Origin of the sequence: Brevibacillus laterosporus DSM 25 (genome assembly GCF_002706795.1) — a bacterium.
Lineage (GTDB): Bacteria > Bacillota > Bacilli > Brevibacillales > Brevibacillaceae > Brevibacillus_B > Brevibacillus_B laterosporus.
This window is the reverse complement of record NZ_CP017705.1, coordinates 3158233-3180170: the sequence shown is the minus strand read 5'-3', so window position 1 is coordinate 3180170 and position 21938 is coordinate 3158233. Positions and strand designations below refer to the sequence as shown.

The 21938-nt window shown below is 39.3% G+C and carries 9 protein-coding genes and 1 pseudogene; 1 reads left to right on the top strand and 9 read right to left on the bottom strand.

What is annotated here, in order from left to right:
* Window positions 1-4: 4 nt before the first annotated feature.
* The 6 genes from BrL25_RS15415 to treR all read right to left on the bottom strand — a co-directional run bounded on the left by BrL25_RS15415 (window position 5) and on the right by treR (window position 16939).
* Window positions 5-7597, bottom strand: a complete 7593-nt coding sequence (locus tag BrL25_RS15415) for a non-ribosomal peptide synthetase (RefSeq protein WP_018674291.1) — start codon at window positions 7595-7597, stop codon at window positions 5-7.
* Window positions 7598-7599: 2 nt separating this feature from the next.
* Window positions 7600-9525, bottom strand: a complete 1926-nt coding sequence (locus BrL25_RS15410) for a non-ribosomal peptide synthetase (RefSeq protein ID WP_018674292.1) — start codon at window positions 9523-9525, stop codon at window positions 7600-7602.
* 684 nt (window positions 9526-10209) lie between these two features.
* Window positions 10210-12408: a DNA topoisomerase III gene (locus BrL25_RS15405; RefSeq protein ID WP_018674293.1), complete on the bottom strand. Its 2199-nt coding sequence runs from the start codon at window positions 12406-12408 to the stop codon at window positions 10210-10212.
* A 180-nt stretch (window positions 12409-12588) separates the two neighbouring features.
* Window positions 12589-14268, bottom strand: a complete 1680-nt coding sequence (treC, locus tag BrL25_RS15400; protein ID WP_018674294.1) for an alpha,alpha-phosphotrehalase — start codon at window positions 14266-14268, stop codon at window positions 12589-12591.
* 74 nt (window positions 14269-14342) lie between these two features.
* A complete protein-coding gene (gene treP / locus BrL25_RS15395; RefSeq protein WP_018674295.1) occupies window positions 14343-15785 on the bottom strand; it encodes a PTS system trehalose-specific EIIBC component in 1443 nt (480 codons plus the stop codon).
* Window positions 15786-16228: 443 nt separating this feature from the next.
* Entirely contained in the window at window positions 16229-16939 is a 711-nt protein-coding gene (gene treR, locus BrL25_RS15390) for a trehalose operon repressor (protein WP_018674296.1), read from the bottom strand.
* A gap of 260 nt (window positions 16940-17199) precedes the next feature.
* On the opposite strand from treR, the gene BrL25_RS15385 reads away from it, so the two are divergent.
* Window positions 17200-17508, top strand: coding sequence for a helix-turn-helix domain-containing protein (locus tag BrL25_RS15385; protein WP_099327266.1), 309 nt, complete (start codon window positions 17200-17202; stop codon window positions 17506-17508).
* Window positions 17509-18268: 760 nt separating this feature from the next.
* Here BrL25_RS15385 and BrL25_RS26545 read toward each other — a convergent pair.
* The 3 genes and pseudogenes from BrL25_RS26545 to BrL25_RS15370 form a co-directional block, all read right to left on the bottom strand.
* Window positions 18269-18613, bottom strand: coding sequence for a DUF1036 domain-containing protein (locus BrL25_RS26545; RefSeq protein ID WP_018674425.1), 345 nt, complete (start codon window positions 18611-18613; stop codon window positions 18269-18271).
* A gap of 411 nt (window positions 18614-19024) precedes the next feature.
* On the bottom strand, window positions 19025-20449 hold the full coding sequence (locus BrL25_RS15375) for an IS4 family transposase (protein WP_099327265.1): 1425 nt from the start codon (window positions 20447-20449) through the stop codon (window positions 19025-19027).
* Between the two features lie 128 nt (window positions 20450-20577).
* Window positions 20578-21767 (bottom strand): annotated as a pseudogene (locus BrL25_RS15370) (IS3 family transposase).
* Window positions 21768-21938: the final 171 nt, after the last annotated feature.

Genomic DNA, 21938 nt, shown 5'->3' with positions numbered 1-21938 from the left:
CTAGTTATTTGTAAACCTCTTCTTCCAGGTCATCAAAAATATCATCTAGCTCTTCCATGGTGAGATCATTGATATCAAAATCGCTTGGTGTATGCTCTACTCCATCTTTCGTCAAGCAATGACTAATAATCTCAAGCAAATAGGATTTGAAGTTTTGAACAAGGGATGCGATCGTTTCTGGATAGTAAGCGCTGGCGTTGTAACTAAAGTGCATTTGTAATCTGTCAGCCTCTATACTTCCATTGATATCTAGGGAAAGCTCACTAGTATTCTCTCGACTAATCAGATCACCCATCAAAGAAGAGTTCCCCTCTTCCTTATCTGTAAATTGACCTAAGTAGTTGAAGCTGATTTCTGGCTTAACCTCGAATGTCTCTTTTGCCAAATATTTGAGAACACCAAAGCCAAACCCTTTGTTAGGTACACGACGCAACGTTTCCTTCACCTGCTTAATTGCAAACGAAATATCTGTTTTCGTAAGGTGAATGGCAACTGGATACTCCGATGTAAACCAACCAATTGTACGGGAAATATCTACGTTTTCTAGAATCTCTTCGCGTCCATGCCCCTCCATGCTAACTAGCAGTTGTTCTTTATTCGTCCATTCTTTCAAAGCCAAAGTGAGTGCAGTGAGTAAAAGATCGTTCATTTCAGTCTGGTATGCCTTATGAGCTTCAGTTACCAGCTGTTGGGTTTCTTCTGTTGATAAAGACATCGATACAGTTAAAAATTCCTCATAGGTTGCCTTACTTGAGCTTGCTGTTTCTATATCTTTGATTAATGTATAGTCCATGATAGTCTCATCCAGATTGCGCCAATATGGAAGCTCCTTTTCTAGCTCTTTACTCTGGACATACTCTTGGAGCTTTTGAGACCATGCTTGGAACGAAGTAGTTTTTAATGGTAGAGAATCGTTTCCTCTATACAAATGATAGAAGTCTTCTAATAGGATGCGCCAGGACACTCCATCCACTACTAAATGGTGAATAGCAATTAACAAATAATCTCCTTCATTTGTACGGAACAATCCGATTTGTACCAAAGGCCCCTGAGCTATATCCATATTTGCCTGTATCCGATTGGCCTCTGTTTTCCATTTCGACTGATCGTCCCCATCTTGTCTTACATCAATAATTTCGAAGTGATAATTCGAGCCGTCCAATCCCCGGTTGCGCTGTACGACCTCTTGACCGTCTAAGCTATATACCATTCGCAGTGCATCATGATGCTGCGTTAGAATCTCAAAGGCTTTGTCTACTTTCTGATCATCCCAGCCTTCAGCATTATAGAGAAGAATCGATTGATTATAATGATTGACCTGTGGGAATGTTTGGCTAAAGAACCAATGCTGGATCGGTGTAAGCGGAATATTCCCTTCTACTACTCCTTGGTCTATCTCCTGTACAATCTCTTGTACAAGCAGGCTTAGCTCAGCAATCGTTGGGTTCTTAAACAATTCCCGCATTTTAACCTTTAGATTATGCTTATTGAGTCGAGCTGAAATTTGGATAGCTTTAATCGAATCTCCACCAAGTTCAAAGAAATTATCATGAATACCTATATTTTCATCACCAAGGACATCAGACCAAATCTGAGATAAAATGGATTGCACAAGGTTAGTAGGGGCTACATAATCCTGCCCTCTGTGCATTTGCTTTTCTGGTTTTGGTAATGCTTTTTTATCAATTTTTCCGTTAGGTGTCAGCGGTAACTCCTGCAACTCCACAAAATATGACGGTATCATGTAATCCGGCAAAGAAGCCTTCAAGTACTTACGCATATCAGCAGCATTCCATAATCCTTCTACAATCAAATAACTACATAGATATGTGGCTTCAGATTCATCAGAACGTGGAATGACAATCGCTTCTTTAATTGATGGATGCTCTAATAGCCTTGTTTCAATCTCTCCTAGCTCAATACGGTGCCCTCTAATTTTTACCTGATCATCTAATCTTCCGTAATATTCAATCGTTCCATCAGGTAGCCATCTGACTAAGTCACCAGAGCGATACATTCTTTCGCCTGGGATAAACGGATTGGAAACGAATTTTTCTTGAGTTAAATCAGGTCTGTTTAGATAGCCAAGTGCAACCCCTTCGCCGCCAATGCAAAGCTCACCAGGAACACCAATCGGTTGTAATTGATTGCTACTATTCACTACGTACACCTTTTTATTCTTAACGGGTCTTCCAATATGCGGTTTCCCCTCTGGTGTACATATTCCTACGGTGGCATCTACAGTGGTTTCCGTCGGACCATATGCATTTAAAAAGATACGATTTTCTCCCCAAGCTTTAACTAGATCGGCCGGCAATGCCTCACCACCCGTACTTATATACGCGAGATCAGGTAAATGTTCATAAGGGAGCATTCGTAGGGCAGATGGTGAAATAAAAGGAATCGAGCTAATCTTATTTTTCTTTAACCACAAAACAAACTCGTTACCTGATAAAAGCAAGTCTTTTTCTACCAAATACAAGCAGGCTCCATTTAATAATGTATAAAAAATTTCACCCACAGATGAATCAAAACTAAAAGAAGCAAACTGTAGGACACGACTCGAAGGAGATATACCAAAGGTTTCAGCAGTAAGCTGCATGTTTATGACGCATCGATGGTTAATCAATACTCCTTTTGGTTTTCCTGTTGATCCGGATGTATAAATGATATAAGCCAAGTCAGATGAGCTATTGACCCTGGATACATTTTCTACGTCCATCTCAAGCAATTCCGGAGTATCAATAGAAATTACTTTACCCTCAAAGGAAGCAGGTGCTGTTTGTTCACTTTGCTTTAAGAGAATCTTAGCTTTGCTATCAGATAACATATAATCGATTCGATCCTCGGGATAATCAGGATCAATAGGTAAGTAGGCTCCGCCCGCCTTCAAAATACCTAGCATACTAATAATCATCTCAAGCGATCGATCTACCATTAAACCAATAAAATCATTAGCTGAAATCCCGTTGGCACGTAACAAATGCGCTACTTGGTTAGCACGTTGGTTTAATTCCTGATAGGTCAATTGTTTGTCTTTAAAAACTAGAGCCATGCTATCCGGGGTTTTGTCTACCCATTCTTCAAATTGTTCCTGAATCGTTTTTTGTCGGTCAAAGTATTTATCTGATTGATTAAATTCAATCAAAATTTGTTGTTTTTCTGCTTCGGTCAGTAATTCAATATCAGAAATAGACAGTTTTGGATGCTCTATTATTTGCTCCAAAATATGCTCGAAATGTTTAGACATTCGTTCTACAGTCAATCGATCGAACAGGCTCGTGCTATACTCAACCAAAACTTGAAGTGATTCACCTTCCACCACTGTCCAATCCAAGTCAAATTTCGCTTTCTTCCAATCAAACAAACGTGGACAGAATCGTAATTCATCGAATTGTACAGCAGATGGCAATTTCTCTACGGAGAACATAACATCGAATAAAGGATTACGGCTTATGTCTCGCTGAACCAGCGTCTTTTCAACCAGTTCTTCAAATGGATAGTCTGGATTTTGATAAGCACCTAGTACCGTTTCTTTGACTTCAGAAAGATACTCTAAGAAGGAATAGTCTACTTTTGGAGTTGTTCTGATTGCTAACGTGTTTACAAACATACCAAATACCCGGTCTAAATCTGCATGTGGACGACCAGCAATCGGTGTCCCTACGATTATGTCCTCTTGACTTGTATATTTGGTCAATAGAACGTTATAGACGGTCAGCAATACTGTATATAGCGTCGTTTTTTCTCTAATCGCTAATTTTCTCAGTTTCTCCGTTATATCAACAGATAACTCGTATGTGAACAATGCTCCAGCAAACTGTTTATCAACGGGACGTTGGTAATCTGTGGGCAATTCCAGAACAGGAATTTCACTTTGGAATTGACGTAACCAGTATTCCTCTTGCTGTTGCAAACGCTTTCGTTGCTCTTCGGAATGCTGCCAAACTGCATAATCCTTATATTGTATCTTGAGAGGTGGTAATTCCTCGCCCTGATACAGCTTAGTCAGTTCCTCAAAAAAGATTTGGTATGAGAATCCATCAGAAATAATATGATGCATATCTAGTAGCAAAACATGCTGATTAGCATTGACACGAAGTAGCTTAGCTCTAAAAAGAGAAGCTTCACTCAAATCAAATTTGCGGAGGAACTGAAACATTTTATCTTCAATTTCTTGCTCCACAGCCACAACTGGCTCTACATCTATATCTAAATCCCACAATACATCTGCATGTATCTTTTGCATCAATACTTCATCGATCATATGAAATGATGTCCGTAAGGCCTCATGCCTTTCAACAAGACTCTTTAGTATCTGTTGTAGCTTGTCTACTTGAAGAGGTCCTGTAATTTCCATCATAAACGGCATGTGATAACTGCTGGTTGCTTCGTCAGCTTCCCATTGTTGCGCGATATACATCCTTTTTTGGGCAGCTGTAACTGGATAGTATGTTTTCTTTTCCGCTGCTTCAATTTCTATATAATTTGCTTCTTCTGACTGAGTCAGGTACGCAGCCAATTCCTTCACAGTCGGACGACTGAACACTTCCTTCAGTGGTACCTTTACGCCAAAATCCTTATGAATTCGAGAAACCAGCATCATTGCTTTTAAGGAATGGCCACCTAGTTCATAAAAGCTATCTTGTGTACCAACAAGTTCTACATCCATAACCTCCTGGAATAGCTGAACCAATTTTTCTTCTGTCTCATTCTCCGGCATGGCATATGCTTGTAAAGTCTGGGATTCCGGTTCAGGCAAGGCTCGCTTGTCCACTTTCCCATTAGAAGTAAGTGGTAGGCTATCTAGCTCTATGAAGTAGGAAGGAACCATATACTCTGGCAAGGTTTCCATCAGATAATTGCGTAATTCCGTTACAGGGCAGAAGTTGTCTGTAACAAGATATGCACCTAAGAAGGAATGGCCTCTTGCATCCTGTTTTGCAACTAGCACTGTTTCGCGAATAGAAGGATGTTCGAGCAGCTTTGCCTCAATCTCCCCTAACTCGATGCGATGCCCACGAATCTTGACTTGTTCATCAATCCGCCCCATGTACTCCATTACACCTTCAGGCAACCAACGTACTAGGTCACCTGTACGGTACATTCTCTCATCTGGTTTAAGTGGATTTTCAACAAATTTTTCTGCTGTTAAGTCTGGTCGATTGAGATACCCTAGTGAAATACTTTCCCCAGCTACACATAACTCACCTGGTACTCCAAGTGGTTGTAATTGGTCATCTAGTCCAAAAATATATACCGAAGTGTTGCTCAAAGGACGACCGATCGGGACACTTCTCAGCTTTTTAATCGTATGATCGACTGTATAGCTAGTGGCGCACACCGTCGTTTCTGTCGGACCATATTCATTTACCAGACGTCCCTCACCCAAATAATCTAGTGCTTTTTCTACATGGTAAAATGAGGCCTTTTCCCCACCAAATAAAACCTTACGCATGTTTTTGAAGCTGGTTATATCCAGATCAACCAACGTATTAAACAGAGAGGTTGTCAGTAAACATACCGTAATGCTGCTATCTCTCATGATTGCTAACAGGTCGGCTGGATTCATTAGTGTTGGCATTGGAACTAACACAAGAGTAGCTCCGTTTAATAAAGCACTGTATATATCAAAGGTTGACCCATCAAAAGCATAATTAGATACTTGCAGGATTCGATCTGTTGAAAAGATATCGATATAGCCATTGTTGATTATCGTAGTCATAATGTTTCGATGGGTTATCAGGATACCTTTTGGTTTTCCTGTTGTTCCCGATGTATACATGACATTAGCAACATCCTGCGATTGATTGACAAGCTCCAGGTTCTCTGTCGTCTCACCTTCCCACAGTGCCTCTGTCAGAATAAATACTTCCCCTTGATAATCGACTGGAATCATATCTGCTTTTTGTACGAGTAAGAGATATGTTCGGCTATCTTCGAGCATATAGTTGATACGCTCAGAAGGATACGTGGGATCAATAGGCATATAAGCTCCACCTGCTTTTAATATCCCAAGTACACCTATTATCATTTCTAGTGAACGCTCTGTAATTAGACCAATTACCTGATTAGGAAGCGTATTATGTTTTTGTAATACACGTGCCAGTTGATTCGCTTTAGCATTCAATTCTCCATAGGTAAGCTGCTTTTCCTCAAACACCAGTGCCACATGATCTGCATACTTTTCCACTTGCTCTTCAAATCGTTTATGCAGCGTTTGCTTGTCTGGATAATCAATAATTGTTTGATTCCATTCCTCTACCAACAAGTGGCTTTCCTGTTCATCAAGAATAGATCGTTTATCTATTTTTTCGTCAATTTGAAGAGCGATCTTTTCTAAAATCCTTTGATAATATTTGATTAGTTTTATAGTATCTTCTTCTGGCAGTGCTGATACAACTCGAACAAAATAATCATCCATTGTGGTGGAAACAGAAAAATCAAACATGGTGTTCGTCTTCTCATATCCGTCTAACCAGAACTTAACTTTATGATCTTTTATCCCTTTAAATACATGGAAATCGACAAAGTTGAAAAGACAATCAAAAACCGGATTACGCTCGCTTCCTGTCTCACCAATTACTTCAATAATCTTTGCAAAAGAAAGCCTTCCATATGTTTTAATCTCAACAAGCTTTTGCTGTGTCTGCTCTAAAAGCTCTTTCCAGCTCATATCTTTTTTGATAATGGCGCGAAACGGAACGGAGTTGAGAAAACATCCCAGCACCTTTTCAGCATCTTCCGTAATCGGTCGATTATTCTCAATGAGTCCCACAGTCAAATCTCTCTCATAGGAAATCATATGCATCATAGAGAGAAAGGCTGTTAGGCATACGGTCTTTAAAGGAATGTGATGAGCTTGTGCAATCTCCCTGCATTTATTTATGATATCGGGGTCTAATTTCTCAACAACCGTAACGTGAGTACCGCCATTTTCATCCATCTTTACTGGTAGTTGTAGCCGTTTGTAATCTTTTAGTTCGTCTATCCAAAATTCACGGAGCTCATTTTGCTCAGATAGTAGCATCTGATCGATAACATAATCCTTATAAGTAGTCTGTAATGGCTCTAAAATTAATTTTTTTTGCTTCAATTTGAAATAAACATCAATTAACTCCGTAATAAAAGATGCAACGCTCCATCCATCCAAAATTGCATGATGAAAAATCCAGACAAGAGCAACTTGTTTTGAATTTAGTTTAAAAACTCGCATTCTCCATAAAGGAGCTGTTGTTACATCAAAAGGCGATAGCCGATCCTCTGCCAAATAGCGATGGATATGTTCTTTTTGTTGCTCTTCCAAATGTGTAATGTCTATTTCATCAATCTGAACAGGTACATCCTGGTGCACTACCTGTACCGGTGTAGAAAATTCCTCAATATGAAAGCTTGTTTTTAAGATGTCATGCTTATCAACCATCATTCTCATCGCTTGTTCTAGCACATGAACATCAAATGAATCATCATCTACTTGATAAACAAATTGATCATGGTATACAGCTTCATGTACATGTTTTAATGAATGGTAGACCATTCCTAGCTGTATATCGCTCATTGGAAATAGGTCTTTAGCATTGCTTAGCTTTTCCGACATGACTATTTATCACTTCCCAAAATTTTCTCTTTTAGACGGTCCAATTCTTGAAGTTTCAACAGTTTTTGATTATTAGATTGCTTACCTTTTTCGCCAATTTGCTGACCCATTTCTCTAATGGTTCCATGCTTATACAAATCTCCAATTTGAAAGCTAATCTGAAACTCTTTGTTTATAGCGTGCAATAGCTTAATTGCTTTGATGGAGTCGCCACCTAAAGCAAAATAATTATCATCTATGCTGATAGGTTCCATTCCGATATTTTCTTCCCATATAAGGACTAATTGTTGTTCTGTAGGTGTTTGTGGAGCTACATATGTTCCTGTAGAGCTTTCTTGAAGTGATGGTTCTATTCTACGAAGTGATTCTTTATCGATTTTTCCATTTGGCGTAATAGGCATATGCGACACAAATATAAAATGAGCTGGAATCATGTACGAGGGTAATGTTGTAGTAAGTTGATTACGAAGATCTGCTGGTGCCCAATCTTCAGTAGATGTTAAATAGGCATGTAATTGTGGTTGTTCATTTTTATCATTTGTAACTAAAACTACTGCTTCCTTCATCCCTTTTTGCTTCAAAAGCTCGGCTTCTATTTCTCCTAGTTCAATGCGATAGCCCCTGATTTTTACCTGTTGGTCAATCCTGCCTAGGTATTCGAGCTCTCCTTCAGGTAGCCATCTAGCTAAGTCACCCGTACGATACATTCTTTCTCCGGGAACAAAGGGATTATCCATAAATCGTTCTTCCGTCAATTCAGGTTTGTTTAAATAACCGCGAGCTACTCCTTTTCCGCTCACATACAGTTCACCTTTCACCCCTATTGGAGCTAGGTTTCTCCTAGAATCTAAAACATAGGTTTTTAACGTAGGGATAGGCTTTCCAATATTACTAATTGTGCTGTCCATATCATGTAAGTCAAATTCCTTATAAGTCACATGAACAGTTGTTTCTGTAATGCCGTACATATTAATCAAGGCTGTGTTTGGATATTTTTGCTTCCATGCTAGTAACTGTGACGGTGTTAACGCTTCTCCACCAAAGATGATTTTACGAATCGATAAATTACTATCAGAATGTTGCATCTCTTCAGAGGAGAGTTGATAAAAAGCTGTAGGGGTTTGATTCAAAATCGTAACCTTTTGCTCTTGAAGTAAATTCCGGAACGCATGTGGATCTCTCGCTATCTCAAAGGAAACGAGGATGATTTTTCCTCCATACAGTAAAGCCCCATACATCTCCCAAACTGAGAAGTCAAAACAGAACGAATGGAAAACGGTCCAGACATCGTCACTAGTAAAATCAAATAGATTTCTGTCATTAAATAACAAGCGAATCACATTGCGATGTTCAATCATAACCCCTTTTGGTTTACCAGTGGAGCCAGATGTGTAGATAATATAGGCCAAATCCTCAGGCTTATTTACATGTACTAAATTGGAGATTTCCTCGTTTAATAGAGCCGTATCATGCAAGAAGATCAGCTCTGCATTGCAGCCTTCTGGAACCATCTCTCTATCTTCGGCAAGTACAATCTTAGTTTGGCTGTCATTGATCATATAATGAATACGTTCTGTAGGATATGTAGGATCAATAGGCATATAAGCGGCCCCAGCCTTTAATACACCGAGAATTGAAATGAGCATGTCAGTATTGCGATCTGCTAGAATCCCAACAATTTCGTCTGGAACAACTCCATGCTTCCGTAAGCTATGTGCCACTTGATTTGCTCGTTCATTAATTTGTTTATAGGTCATACTTTGTTCATTAAAAATTACCGCAGTTTGATCCGGTCTTTCTTGTACCTGCTTTTCAAACAATGCATGAATGGTCATCTCCTGAGGAAAATTAGCGTCCGTATCATTGAATTGATTCAATAACTTATGCTTTTCTGTTTCATCCAAAAAATTTAATGTAGATAAATCCATCAGGACCACCTCTTTGTCTTATAAAATGAAAAACGAAAAATTCTGAACCATCTTTTGTTTATCTTCCTTATTAAAAGATAACAATTTGTTCACATCACCACTAACATTTACGCTACTAATTATGCGACAAAAAATCGCATTATAATACATAAAATTACAGGGTTATTTTTCAATACTACCAATAATGGTCATTTTCTTCAATATTTTTCTAGCACATTTTATTATTATGTTTTTATTATGTAAAAATAATGATTTTGTTTCTTGTAGATTAGTAACAATGTTATTTATTGATCATATTATTGTTATTTATTTTGATATATTGCTGTTTTTTATTAGACTAAAAAAAGAATTCGCTTTCAAATTGCGAATATAGACGTAAAACCTCGTGTCTATAGTCTTCCTGTATAGTGAACAGCGTTCTCTACCATAAATATGCCAACATATAAAAACGTTTACATTTTATGAAACATACTAATCTATCCACCAATTTACTTTATGAATAAAATATATGTATGTACTTCTCTCAAGGGTCATTAACATAAAAATAATAAATTCTAAAAATACCTCTCTACTTTGTTACTGTCTTTTTTCCGAGTAAACATAGACACTAAAATAGGCGCCCTTTCTCACGGATAAACGAAGAGAGGGGCGCCTATACATACAAGCACATTTTTTATTATAAAATTACTGATCTAGCTTAAAATTCTTCAATGCCTCCATCAAAGCTGGATTACCTATGTCTTCTTGGTCGTGTTGCTGTTTTTTCATATATTGCGCTACATCTCGCTTGGAAACATTCGTCTGTTTCTCTTTGCCACGTCGGTCGTTAAACGCGGACAATTTTTCACGATGACCGCATTTGCATACGAAGATCTTGCCTTCTCCTTCACCACGCATCTCCATCTTTTTCCGACATTGTGGGCATCTCGCGTTTGTAACCTTGGATACATTCTTACGATGACCGCACTCTCGATCCTGACAAACCAGCATTTTTCCTTTTTTACCATTCACCTCGAGCATCAGCTTTCCACAATCCGGACATTTGGAGCGAGTCAGATTGTCATGACGGAATTTTTGCTCACTATATTTAATTTGTTGAACGATTTGCTCGGCATACTTCTTCATTTCCTGTATGAAGCTGTTTTTAGCTAAGCTTCCTTTCGAGATAGCCCCTAGCTTCATTTCCCATTCGGCAGTAAGAGCAGGAGAGCGGAGTTCTTCTGGTACAAGCTCCAACAACTGCTTTCCTTTAGATGTGATATGAATATGCTTGCCACGCTTTTCAATCAAGAAGCTATTAAACAATTTTTCAATAATATCTGCGCGAGTAGCAACTGTTCCTAATCCACCTGTGTCACCCAATGTTTTGGCTACCTGCTTATCAACCTGTCCCATATAGCGGACAGGATTCTCCATAGCGGAAAGTAGTGTAGCCTCTGTAAATGGCTCTGGAGGTTTTGTTTCCCCTTTCGTAAGAGAAACGGTTTGTACAGGCATTTGCTCACCTTGTTGTAGCTTTGGTAAAAGCTGCTCCTTTAATCCATCTCCATTTTCCTCTTCATCAAAATGGTTGTCGTAGATTTCTTTCCAGCCTTGATTCGTGATCGTCTTCCCTTTTGCTAAGAATTCGCCATCGCCAATGCGAGCACGAATACTAATTTGTTCATATTCAAAAGGTGTATATAGCACAGCCAGAAAGCGTTTAACAACAAGGTCATATATTTTACGTTCCTTGTCGCTAAGCTTATTCATCAGCACAGATTGCTCAGTTGGAATAATCGCATGATGATCAGATACCTTGCTATCATCCACTACATGTTTACCCGCTCGAATCGGTTGCTTTAACAGCTTAGCAGCAAACGGAGTGTATGGTTTAACCGAAATAGCCCTCAATCGATCAGGTATTGTTTCGACAATATCTGATGTCAGATAGCGAGAATCCGTGCGCGGGTACGTGAGCACCTTATGTGTTTCGTACAATCCTTGCATAACGGAGAGGGTTTCCTTTGCTGAAAAGCCAAACCGCTTATTCGCATCACGTTGCAGCTCGGTTAGGTCGTATAAAGCTGGAGCAAAGCTTTTCTTGTTAGCCTTTTGGATATCAATAATTTCCGCTTGTTTATTTTTACTGCTTTCGACAATTTTCTCGGCCTTCTCTTTGGTAAACGTCTTCATATCTTTTGTCTGCTGATCCTGCCACGTAAGTTTTAAACCATTGCCTGTTATCGCTTGTACGCCATAATAAGGACGAGGAACGAATTTTTGAATCTCCTCCTCACGTTTAGCAATCATAGCCACAGTAGGAGTTTGAACACGTCCACAAGAGAGCTGAGCATTATGCTTTGTTGTAAGAGCACGGGTGGCATTGATACCGACAAACCAGTCGGCTTCAGAACGAGCTACAGCAGAAGCATAAAGATTTTCGTACTCCTTGCCATCTCGTAGCTTTCTGAAGCCATCCGTGATTGCTTTATCAGTCACAGAGGATATCCACAAGCGCTTCACAGGCTTTTTCACGTGCGCTTTTTCTAAAATCCACCTCGCCACCAGCTCACCTTCACGTCCAGCATCCGTAGCAATAATCACTTCTGTAACATCCTGACGACCTAACAATTTTTTAACAATCTGATATTGCTTAGAGCTCTGTCTGATGACTGTCAATTGCAGGCGAGATGGCAACAGCGGTAAATCCTCCAGCTTCCATGATTTATAGGTCTCTCCATAGACTTCAGGATCAGCTAACGTAACAAGATGACCAAATGCCCAAGTTACTACATATTTGTCGCCTTCAAGGTACCCATTCCCCTGCTTGGTACATTTCAAGACTCTGGCGATATCTTTACCCACTGAGGGTTTCTCTGCTAAAACAATCTTTTTACTCATGTTGTCATCCTCTCAAAACCGGATTCTATCGGTTGAATATGACGATCTCATTATGTCAACCATTCTCCTTCTTATGATACCGCTGTCTGGCTGTGAGTACAAATAGAAACAAAAAAACAAAATGCCCATTTCCCATTTCAATCTGGAACTGGGATGTGAGCATTTTGTTTCAAAGCTACCTTACTTTATTAAAATCGCAAGCGACTCATATGGACGCAATGTAAATTCATCCAGTGTTGCCGGCACATCTGGATAGTTGGTCAGAATAACCTCCCTATGTGCTTTTCTATCGATATCCTTCGGCAGTACAAATTCTGTTGGTTCAGCATAAAAATTACTAATCACCACTACCTGCTCAGAACCATACTGGCGAACATAGGCATATATCTGGGGATGCTCTGGATACAGCATGGTAAAATCACCATATGCAATGACATCATGTTTTTTGCGTAGCTGGATCAATTTTTGATAGTGATACCAGATGGAATTCTGATCCTCCTGTGCTCGCTGTGCATTGATTGACAGATAATTATTAGCTACGTTAATCCAAGGAGTACCTGCCGTGAATCCACCGTTGGAAGCATCCGACCATTGCATTGGTGTACGTGAATTATCTCTGGATTTTTGTTTGATCGCCTTCATTATCTCCTGCTCAGAAATGCCTGTCTCACGGAGCAAATGGTAAGCGTTAATTGTTTCTACATCACGGTAATCCTCGATATTAGCAAACCCAGGATCAGTCATGCCAAACTCTTCACCCTGATAGATGTAGGGAGTACCTTGCATAAAATGAAGAGCGGTCCCCAGCATTTTCGCAGATTCATTATGATATTTCTGATCATCACCAAAACGAGTAGCTACACGCGGCTGATCGTGATTGCACCAGAACAATGCATTCCATCCTTCACCTGCTTGCATTCCAACCTGCCATTCATTGAGAATGCTCTTTAATTTTGCAAAGTCAAACTCACCTGTAGCCCACTTTTGTCCGTTCGGATAGTCGACCTTCAAATGATGAAAATTAAAGACCATACTTAGTTCCCTCTCGTCTGGATTGGTATAACGGATGCAATTATCAATCGTTGTAGACGACATTTCTCCTACTGTCAATATCTCTGGATAATGAGCAAAAACCTGCTCATTCATTTCTTTTAAATATTCGTGGATGCGAGGACCATCAGTATAAAAGCGTCGTCCATCCTCCATTGGGCTTTGTAGCGTATCGTTTTGGAAAGTCTGATCCTTGGAGATAACATTAATTACATCTAAGCGGAAACCATCAACGCCTTTTTTCAGCCAAAAGTGCATCATATCATAAATTTCGCGTCGTAGAGTAGGGTTCTCCCAATTCAAATCAGCTTGCGTCACGTCGTACAAATGCAGATAGTATTGCTCTGTTTGTTCATCCCATTCCCAAGCATTCCCACCAAATTTGGATTGCCAGTTCGTTGGCGGATTGCCATCTACACCATCTTTCCAAATATAATAGTCACGATACGGGTTATCTTTGGAAGACCTTGCTTGTTTAAACCATTCATGTTCAATAGACGTATGGTTCACTACGATATCCATAATCAGCTTGATCTTCCGTTGATGAGCTTCATGTAACAGCTGTTCAAACGATTCCATTGTTCCGTACTCAGGATTGATCGTATAATAATCGCTGATGTCGTAGCCATTATCTTTTTGTGGAGATGCATAAATAGGAGTTAACCAGATCACATCCACACCTAATTGCTGTAAATAATCTAATTGTCGAGTAATTCCTTCCAAATCTCCGATACCATTCCCTGTTGTATCAAGAAAGCTTTTCGGATAAATCTGATACACAACGGCCTTCTTCCACCATGTTTCTTGCATTGCTTACACCACCATTTTCGTAAAGCTTAGTCTAGTTGTATGTGCATCACTTATGTGTCATATTAAATTACTTGTTACGCTACCGCCTTTGTCCCCTTCTCTTCTACCTTTTTGCTACGCATTTTGCCAAAAATAATAGTAAGGACAAAAGGTACAACTAAAGCGACTGCCATTCCGACAAAGAACGGTCCCCAGTTTTGTGGGAAGATGGACAAGAAGCCAGGCAAACCACCTACACCAATCGAAGCTGCTTTTACCTTATTTATCGTAATGTATACGGCACCGAGTGCAGATCCAATCATCGCAGCGATAAATGGATAGCGTAACCGTAGATTTACCCCGAACATAGCTGGTTCCGTAATTCCTAGGAAAGCAGAAATCGCTGATGTAAGTGACAAGCCCTTGCCCTTTTCGTCACGGATCAAAAGCATCGTAGCTAATGAAGCAGAGCCCTGAGCAATATTAGAAAGTACTAGAATCGGCCATAAGAAGGTTCCGCCTACACTTGCGATCAATTGCAAATCTACAGCAAGGAAGGTATGATGCATGCCTGTTACAACCAGCAAGGCATAGAATCCACCATAAATGAGACCACCAACCCCTGCAAAATTATCAAAAATGCTCACAAAAGCATTAGTAATTACATTTCCAATTGAAAAGGTTAACGGACCAATCACGATGAAAGACAGGAAGCCTGTTACTAATAACGTCACAGGAGCTACTAATAATAGCTTGAAGGCGTCTGGTACACGCTTATTCATGAATTGTTCTATCTTCGCTAAACAAAACGCTGAAACAAGAACAGGTAACACTTGACCTTGATACCCAATTTTTTCAATACTTAACCCAAATAAATTCCAATATGGCACCGTTCCTTTTGCAACCGCATCTCCGTATCCCCAAGCATTTAATAAATCGGGGTGAATGAGCATTAATCCAAGCACCATCCCAAGAAGCTCACTACCACCAAAGCGTTTTGCAGCAGACCAGCCGATTAAAGCCGGCAAGAATACGAAGGACGTATTGGCGATGAGATTAATGATGTCCGCCAAATCCTTCCATTGGGCATATACCTGAATCAGTGATTGATCTGGGAAAAAGATCCCTTTTCCTGTCAAAACATTATTAATCCCCATTAGCAAACCAGCGGTCACAATTGCAGGTAGGATTGGAATGAAAATATCAGCTAATGTTTTAATTGCTCTTTGTATCGGATTTAAATTTTTTTCCGTAGCATCCTTGAGCTCCTGCTTAGAAGCCTTTTCTAAACTAGTAAGCTCTAATAAATGAGCATAAGCTTTGTCAACCAGACCAGGACCAATTACGACCTGAAACTGTCCATTGGCAGAAAAGGACCCTTTTACCAGATCAAGAGTATCTAGCTCTTCCTTCTGGACCTTCCCCTCATCTAGCAAAGCAAGACGTAAGCGCGTTACACAATGTGAAGCGGTTACAATATTTTCTTTACCGCCAAGTGCTTCAATGATCTCCTCTACGGACTTTTTGCTAACACTCATAGATGTACCTCCCTTTGGAATCGCTTTCATCCTTGTTTATTGACCTTAGTATAACTTGTATAAACAAGTTTGTAAACACTTGTTTATACAAGTTATACTAAATAAATTAATCTTAGGATACCGCTAGTCAATGTTCTTCATTTCATTATAAAGACACCAATACGGCTAGAATGCAGACTAAAAACAGCCGGTTCACTATAACGTGGTGATAACCAGCTGTTTGGTTGACCCATTATCTTACAATTTATACTGACTGATACTTCCCTGAAAGTAACACTGAAGCATTTTCATTTCATTTGAAAAAAACAGGATGGAATATGTTGATTAGCGAAATCGGTAATCTTACAATCGAGATCGTTTTATAAAGAAGGTCATATTTGATGTGTGGGGTGATCGCGACTTCAGCGTACTAGACCCGGACAATAACCTCATTTAACTATGATTTATCGCCTCCGTGCGAAATCAGTAAACACAAACCGATCTGGACGATGGCGCGACTCTGTGTACTCAAATATCGAACCGTCATACAAATGCACATAGTTGCGTACCACTACGACAAATCCAAATGCTTTCATATCCAGATATTCTCTGTCTTTTCCTGTCGCTTGCTCTACTTGAATCACTCTTTGTGCAAACCCAATTTTTAATTCCAAATCACGCTCGATATACTCATAAATGGACTTCTCAGCTATTTCAGGAGTCAAGCCTTCACATTTTTCTTTGCTAAAATAGTTAATATCTAATATGACTCTTTCCCCATCCAGCTTTCTTACACGATATAAATGATAAACGTGTATACCATTTGGAAGATGAGTTTTTTGCTCCAATTTTTCATCAATAACAAGCTCCGTAAAGAAAGGAACAGTTGTAGAAAAGACCTGTCCACTATTTTCATTAGCTTCTTTAAAACTGACCAATCCACCAAAGGAAAAGCTAATCGTATTTTGATCTAAAACAAAGACACCTTTCCCATGCATGCTGTTGACAAGTCCTTCTTCTGCTAGCATATCCAAAGCACGGCGAATCGTACCTCTACTAGTCTCAAACTTTTTGCAAAAATCATTTTCAGAAGGTAATTTTTCCCCTGGTGGATACACTCCTTCAATAATTCCCTGTCTAATCTCCTCGTAGATAGCAAGATATCTCCTATTCATTATTCGTTCCTCCGTGTATCTGTAGCCCTATCAGTGCTTTTTTCTATACTCTCTTATCCATACTACCAGAAGTTGTTAGGGATGAAAAAGAAATGGATGTAAATGACAAAATGGTATTATCCCCTTACGGTAGACAGTAAAAAAAGAGTTCATGATATCATGGATTCATTCCTGTTGAAGTGACCCAGTAAATTGAGACAAGGAAAAAGCACCTCCTGAATCGTATTAAACAATATGATTTGATGGGAGGTGCTTCTTTCATGGGTACAAGAGTTTCTTATCCAGAAGAGATGAAGTGGCAAGTCGTAAAGATGAAGCAAGAGGGTTATACGAATAAACAGATTATGGATGAACTTGGTATCAAGGATAAATCTCAGATAAAGACATGGATGAAGTGGTTTCGTAATGGAGAAACGTATCGGTTTGCTCAACAGGTAGGTAAACAATATACGTATGGAAAATACGGACAAGATCAGCTAGACGAGATAGCTACCAAAGACCTGAGAATTCGTCAATTAGAGTTGCAGATAGAAGTCCTAAAAAAGTATCAGGAATTTCAAAGGAGGTGAAAAAATCGAGCCTAATTGACGTTGTAGAGAGCTTTAGTAGACCCAATGATACTGATCTTATTAGGGATATCAGCTTTAGTAAATGTGTATCGTGGGTTTAAAGAATTAAAGAAAAAATCGTAGTATTTAAAATACGATTTACAGATCGTGTCCCGATAATAACTTTTAAATAGACAAACGTCAGAGTCTCTTGTATTCTGACGTTTGTCTTATTATTTAGATTTAAAATACTATGAAGCCGATAGAGTACGTTATGAATAAAAATTAACTATAGGAGGGGCGAGATGATGAATATTCCTCTTAACCCTCCTACGTATGAAAGGGATGAACATTTATTAAAGTAGATAGATATTCATCGTGTTCCTATTTCATTGTTTTGGGTATAGTCGTTTTTATTGATCGTTTACTACGGAATTCGTTCGACAATATTTATGTTCTCTTGCTTATTGATTTAGTTTTGATATATTTATTGTTCAAATTAGCGGATAAATTCATCGCCCCATTCATACAAAAAATTTGTACTAGATATCATATTCATGTGCTAGTCATATACATCGTTTATTTCCTGTTTTTTATTTTTGTTATGGCATAAAATCTAGTTATTGTAAGAGCGAACGTCCGAATCCCTTATATTTGGACATTTCTTTGTTTGGATTCACCCCTTTCTAACTTTTATTCTGCGGCTCCTGCCCACTAGCAACCCTTACCCGATCGGCAAGCTTCCCAAGGGATTGACCATAGAAAAGGATATTCACGAAATTTAATGCGCGGAGGCTATATCGAATATAAATACGGGCGAGTTGTCGGTATCTACTTGCCTAAACCCTATTTCTCTACAAGGAGGAGGGCATCCATCTTGCCAGCACATATAGAACGACACTTGAGGTACGGTGGTTCGCAAATCACCATTCCACACATTTCCAAAAGCGTCCTCTGCGTAGAAGAAGAACCTTAGCCCCCGGGTATCACCCTCCTTGATCGCCCTTCGCCTGCCAGGCTCAAAAGTCCACCAGCCAAACTTATTCCAACCATTACAGTTAGGATCAAAAAGGCTGAAGCAAGCAAATACAGTTCTTGAGGTATTGTTGCCAAAAACAATAGACATCGTCTTCGCTCCTTTCCTTTGTTAAACTAATTCACGATATATTATTATGAAAAATTTAACAACGGGTGTCTTACATCAAGTAAAGATAAAGTTATTTCCCCATGACGAAAAAATGATTTTAGCCAAAAGTAACATTTTTTCTTGGCGGAACCTTTTAAGAGTTATATGTTTTGAGGTGCTTGGCCACTTGCAACCCTTAGCTCATCTGCCAATTGCCCAATCCTCACAGCCTCATCCTTCATTCCCATTTGATTATAAAAAGCCCATTGCCTGGTCTTACCCCATCGCCATCAACTTAAGAATCCACTATAGTCCACCATAGATGGATAGTAGTTATTTTTTATCAGGCTAACCCATACATGATAAAAGTGTGCATGACAAATAGACCCTAGCGGGTCTAAATTTTTGATACTATGCAGCTCGATCTTGAGACATGGTATAATTGTATACGACACCCAGTATATCAAAGACTGTCTTTTTCTCGTATCGATGAGATTTCCGCCCGTTACGCTGTAGGAGGTTGAACAGGCGAAGGAGAATCTTTGACATTTCTGTGGTGTCTTTTTCTATGGACCTATGTAGAAGTGGAAAGTAATCTTGAATCATATGTATGGCCTTGTACTCACTCAGTTCCTTTTTTCGTTTTCTTAGTAGAAGGTCCCGCATTCGAAACATGGTGGAGGAACAAATAAGAATACTGATAAGTTGCCCGTACAGGTGACATTCTAAGCGTTCTTGTTTGATTTCTTTACAATGATCAATACCAAAGAAAGACTTCCATGTTTTAAAGAGAATTTCGACTTGCCAGCGTAATGAATACAAAGGATGAACATTTTCGGTAGGAACCTCTGTCGAGGGGGCATTCGTAATATAAATATTGATAGCACTTAATCGTTTACTTCTCTCCGAGTACACGATTCCTTTCTTTTTTTCTTTAATAGCTTGATCCCTCCGTCGCTTTTGAATCTGTTCTTCTGTCAGCCGATGAATAATAACCCGGGTTGGTAGCTTTTGATACTGACCTATGTAAACATTGGATATCTCATGCGTCTCGCCTGGTTGGATTTGATTCATAAGGTCTTCCATATTTAACTGGATATACTCAGATTGCTTCTTTATTTTTCCATCTTTGAAGCATTCTGGGTGAGGATTTTTTTGGTATACACGATTATTTAGCTTTAAACGAGAAATATAATAAGCTCCTCTCATATCCATATGTTCGAAATCCTGTAAATCGAAGTAGCCTAAATCACGAATACATAAGTCATTTTTCTGAACAGTCTCTAGACAAATAGAACCGTAGGTTCGGTCGTTTTGTTTTCCTGGTCCCGCCTCAACGTGTAGGAACTGTCCACTAAGAAGGTCATATTCTAACTGAATTTTAACACCGGCTGTATGGCTACTTCCCCCAAATCCTTTATAAGCAGAAGCAAAGATATCCGGAAGCTGAAAAGTAGTGGAATCTAGTATGCGGATTCTATGAAACAAAGTTGCGTAACCATGAGGTAATGTATCGGCAGCGTATAGCTTTTGAATAAGAAGGTGTGAAAATAGTCGTTGAAGAAATTGTACGGCTTGCCTATTAAATCGCTTATTTAGTCCTTCCGGACTCATTAATATCCCAGTGTATGCCTCTAAACGACTACATAATTTCATTAAAGATGTGCTCGCAACCTTTTGACTTAACCATACACAAAGTGCAACTAACTCCTGAGACTGATACTTACTTTTCCGTTTGGTAAAACCAGCTTCTCTGGCAAGCTCTTCAAGAGCTTCAGGCACTAAGCAACGCTGGAGCTCTTGAGAAAAAAGCTGCAGCTCGTCTAAGATTTCCATAAAAAACGCCATCCTCTCCTATGAATCTACGGAAAGAATAGCGTATTTTTCGTTTTGGGGGTACTAAATTATTTTAAGTTGATGGCGATGTGGTCTTACCCCTGTCAAGTAGACAGTATTAAAAAAGCCTAAGCAGCCAGTGTGTTTCGGTATTCCACCGGAGCACACTGGTTTAATTTTTTCTGGAATCGTTCATGGTTATAAAACCATATGTATTTTTTAATGGCTTGAAAGAGTTCTTCTTCTGTTTTACACTCAGAAAAGTACAATGTCTCGGTTTTGAGATGCGAAAAAAAGGATTCAATGCAGGCGTTATCGAGGCAGTTTCCTTTGCGAGAGTGGCTGCCTTTTATGCCAAGTTCCTTTATTAGCTTATTGTACTGCTTAGACGTGTACTGGAAGCCCTGATCAGAATGCAGGATCGCTTCCTGCACGTCTCTTTTTTTGCTCAGTTGTTCCACAGTATCTAGTACGAGCTGTAAGTCATTTCGATGAGAAACCTTCCAACTAACAACTTCGTTGTTATAGAGATCCTGGATGACTGAGAGGTAGTAAAAGCGACTTTGAAACGATACAAAGGTGATATCTGTTACATACAAATGATTTGGCTTGTCCGTATTAAACTTACGGTTAAGTAAATTAGGATTAATAACAGATACTGTTTTACCAAAATAACGTCTCTTCTTTCGGATAATAGACCGAAGGTTTAGCTCCTTCATCAACCGGTATACTCGTTTGTGATTCACATTCCATCCTTTCTTTCTTAATGCAATTTGCATTCTTGGATATCCGAAGTATGGATGAGCTTGGTGGATCGCTATTAGATGTTCCTTCAGATTTTGATTCTGCTCTTGTCTGAATGATGATTTTCCTTTTGCGTTGAGCCATTTGTATTAACCGGATCGAGACACTCTCGCAATTTCCACTAACCAAGTAAGGGGATATTTTTTACGCAGCTCATTTATGATTAAAAACCGATTTACTTTCCATACCTTCCCCCCAGATGCAGATTCGGATTGCGCTTTTTTAGGTATTCTACCTGCGCTTTAAGATAATCTCTTTCTTCTTCCACAGTAGCAAATTTGGTGCGTGGACGACCAATAAAAGGGTGGTCACAAGAACGGCTCTTCCCTCGTTTATCCATAACCCCTTCTCCGCTATTGAACTTTCGAACCCACTGCTTAACCTGAGTTGAACTTGGTATTCCTAATGCTTTAGTTATCGCTTTATAGGACATCCCTCTTTCTTGATACAAAATTACAGCCTTCAGCTTAAACTCCTCGGAATAACGTTTGAATTTTTGACCTTTTTTAGCCATAGGAAAATCCCCTCCAAGTAGAGTGTACCACCCACCGTCAGGTGGGCGGGCTTTTTACACTGTCTACTCAAAGGGGATAATACCATTATTGAGGTTCTTTTTGTTCAATGGACAATCTAACAAAACCAACTGTGGTGGCGGCGCTCATGGATATTAACTCAAATATGCCAT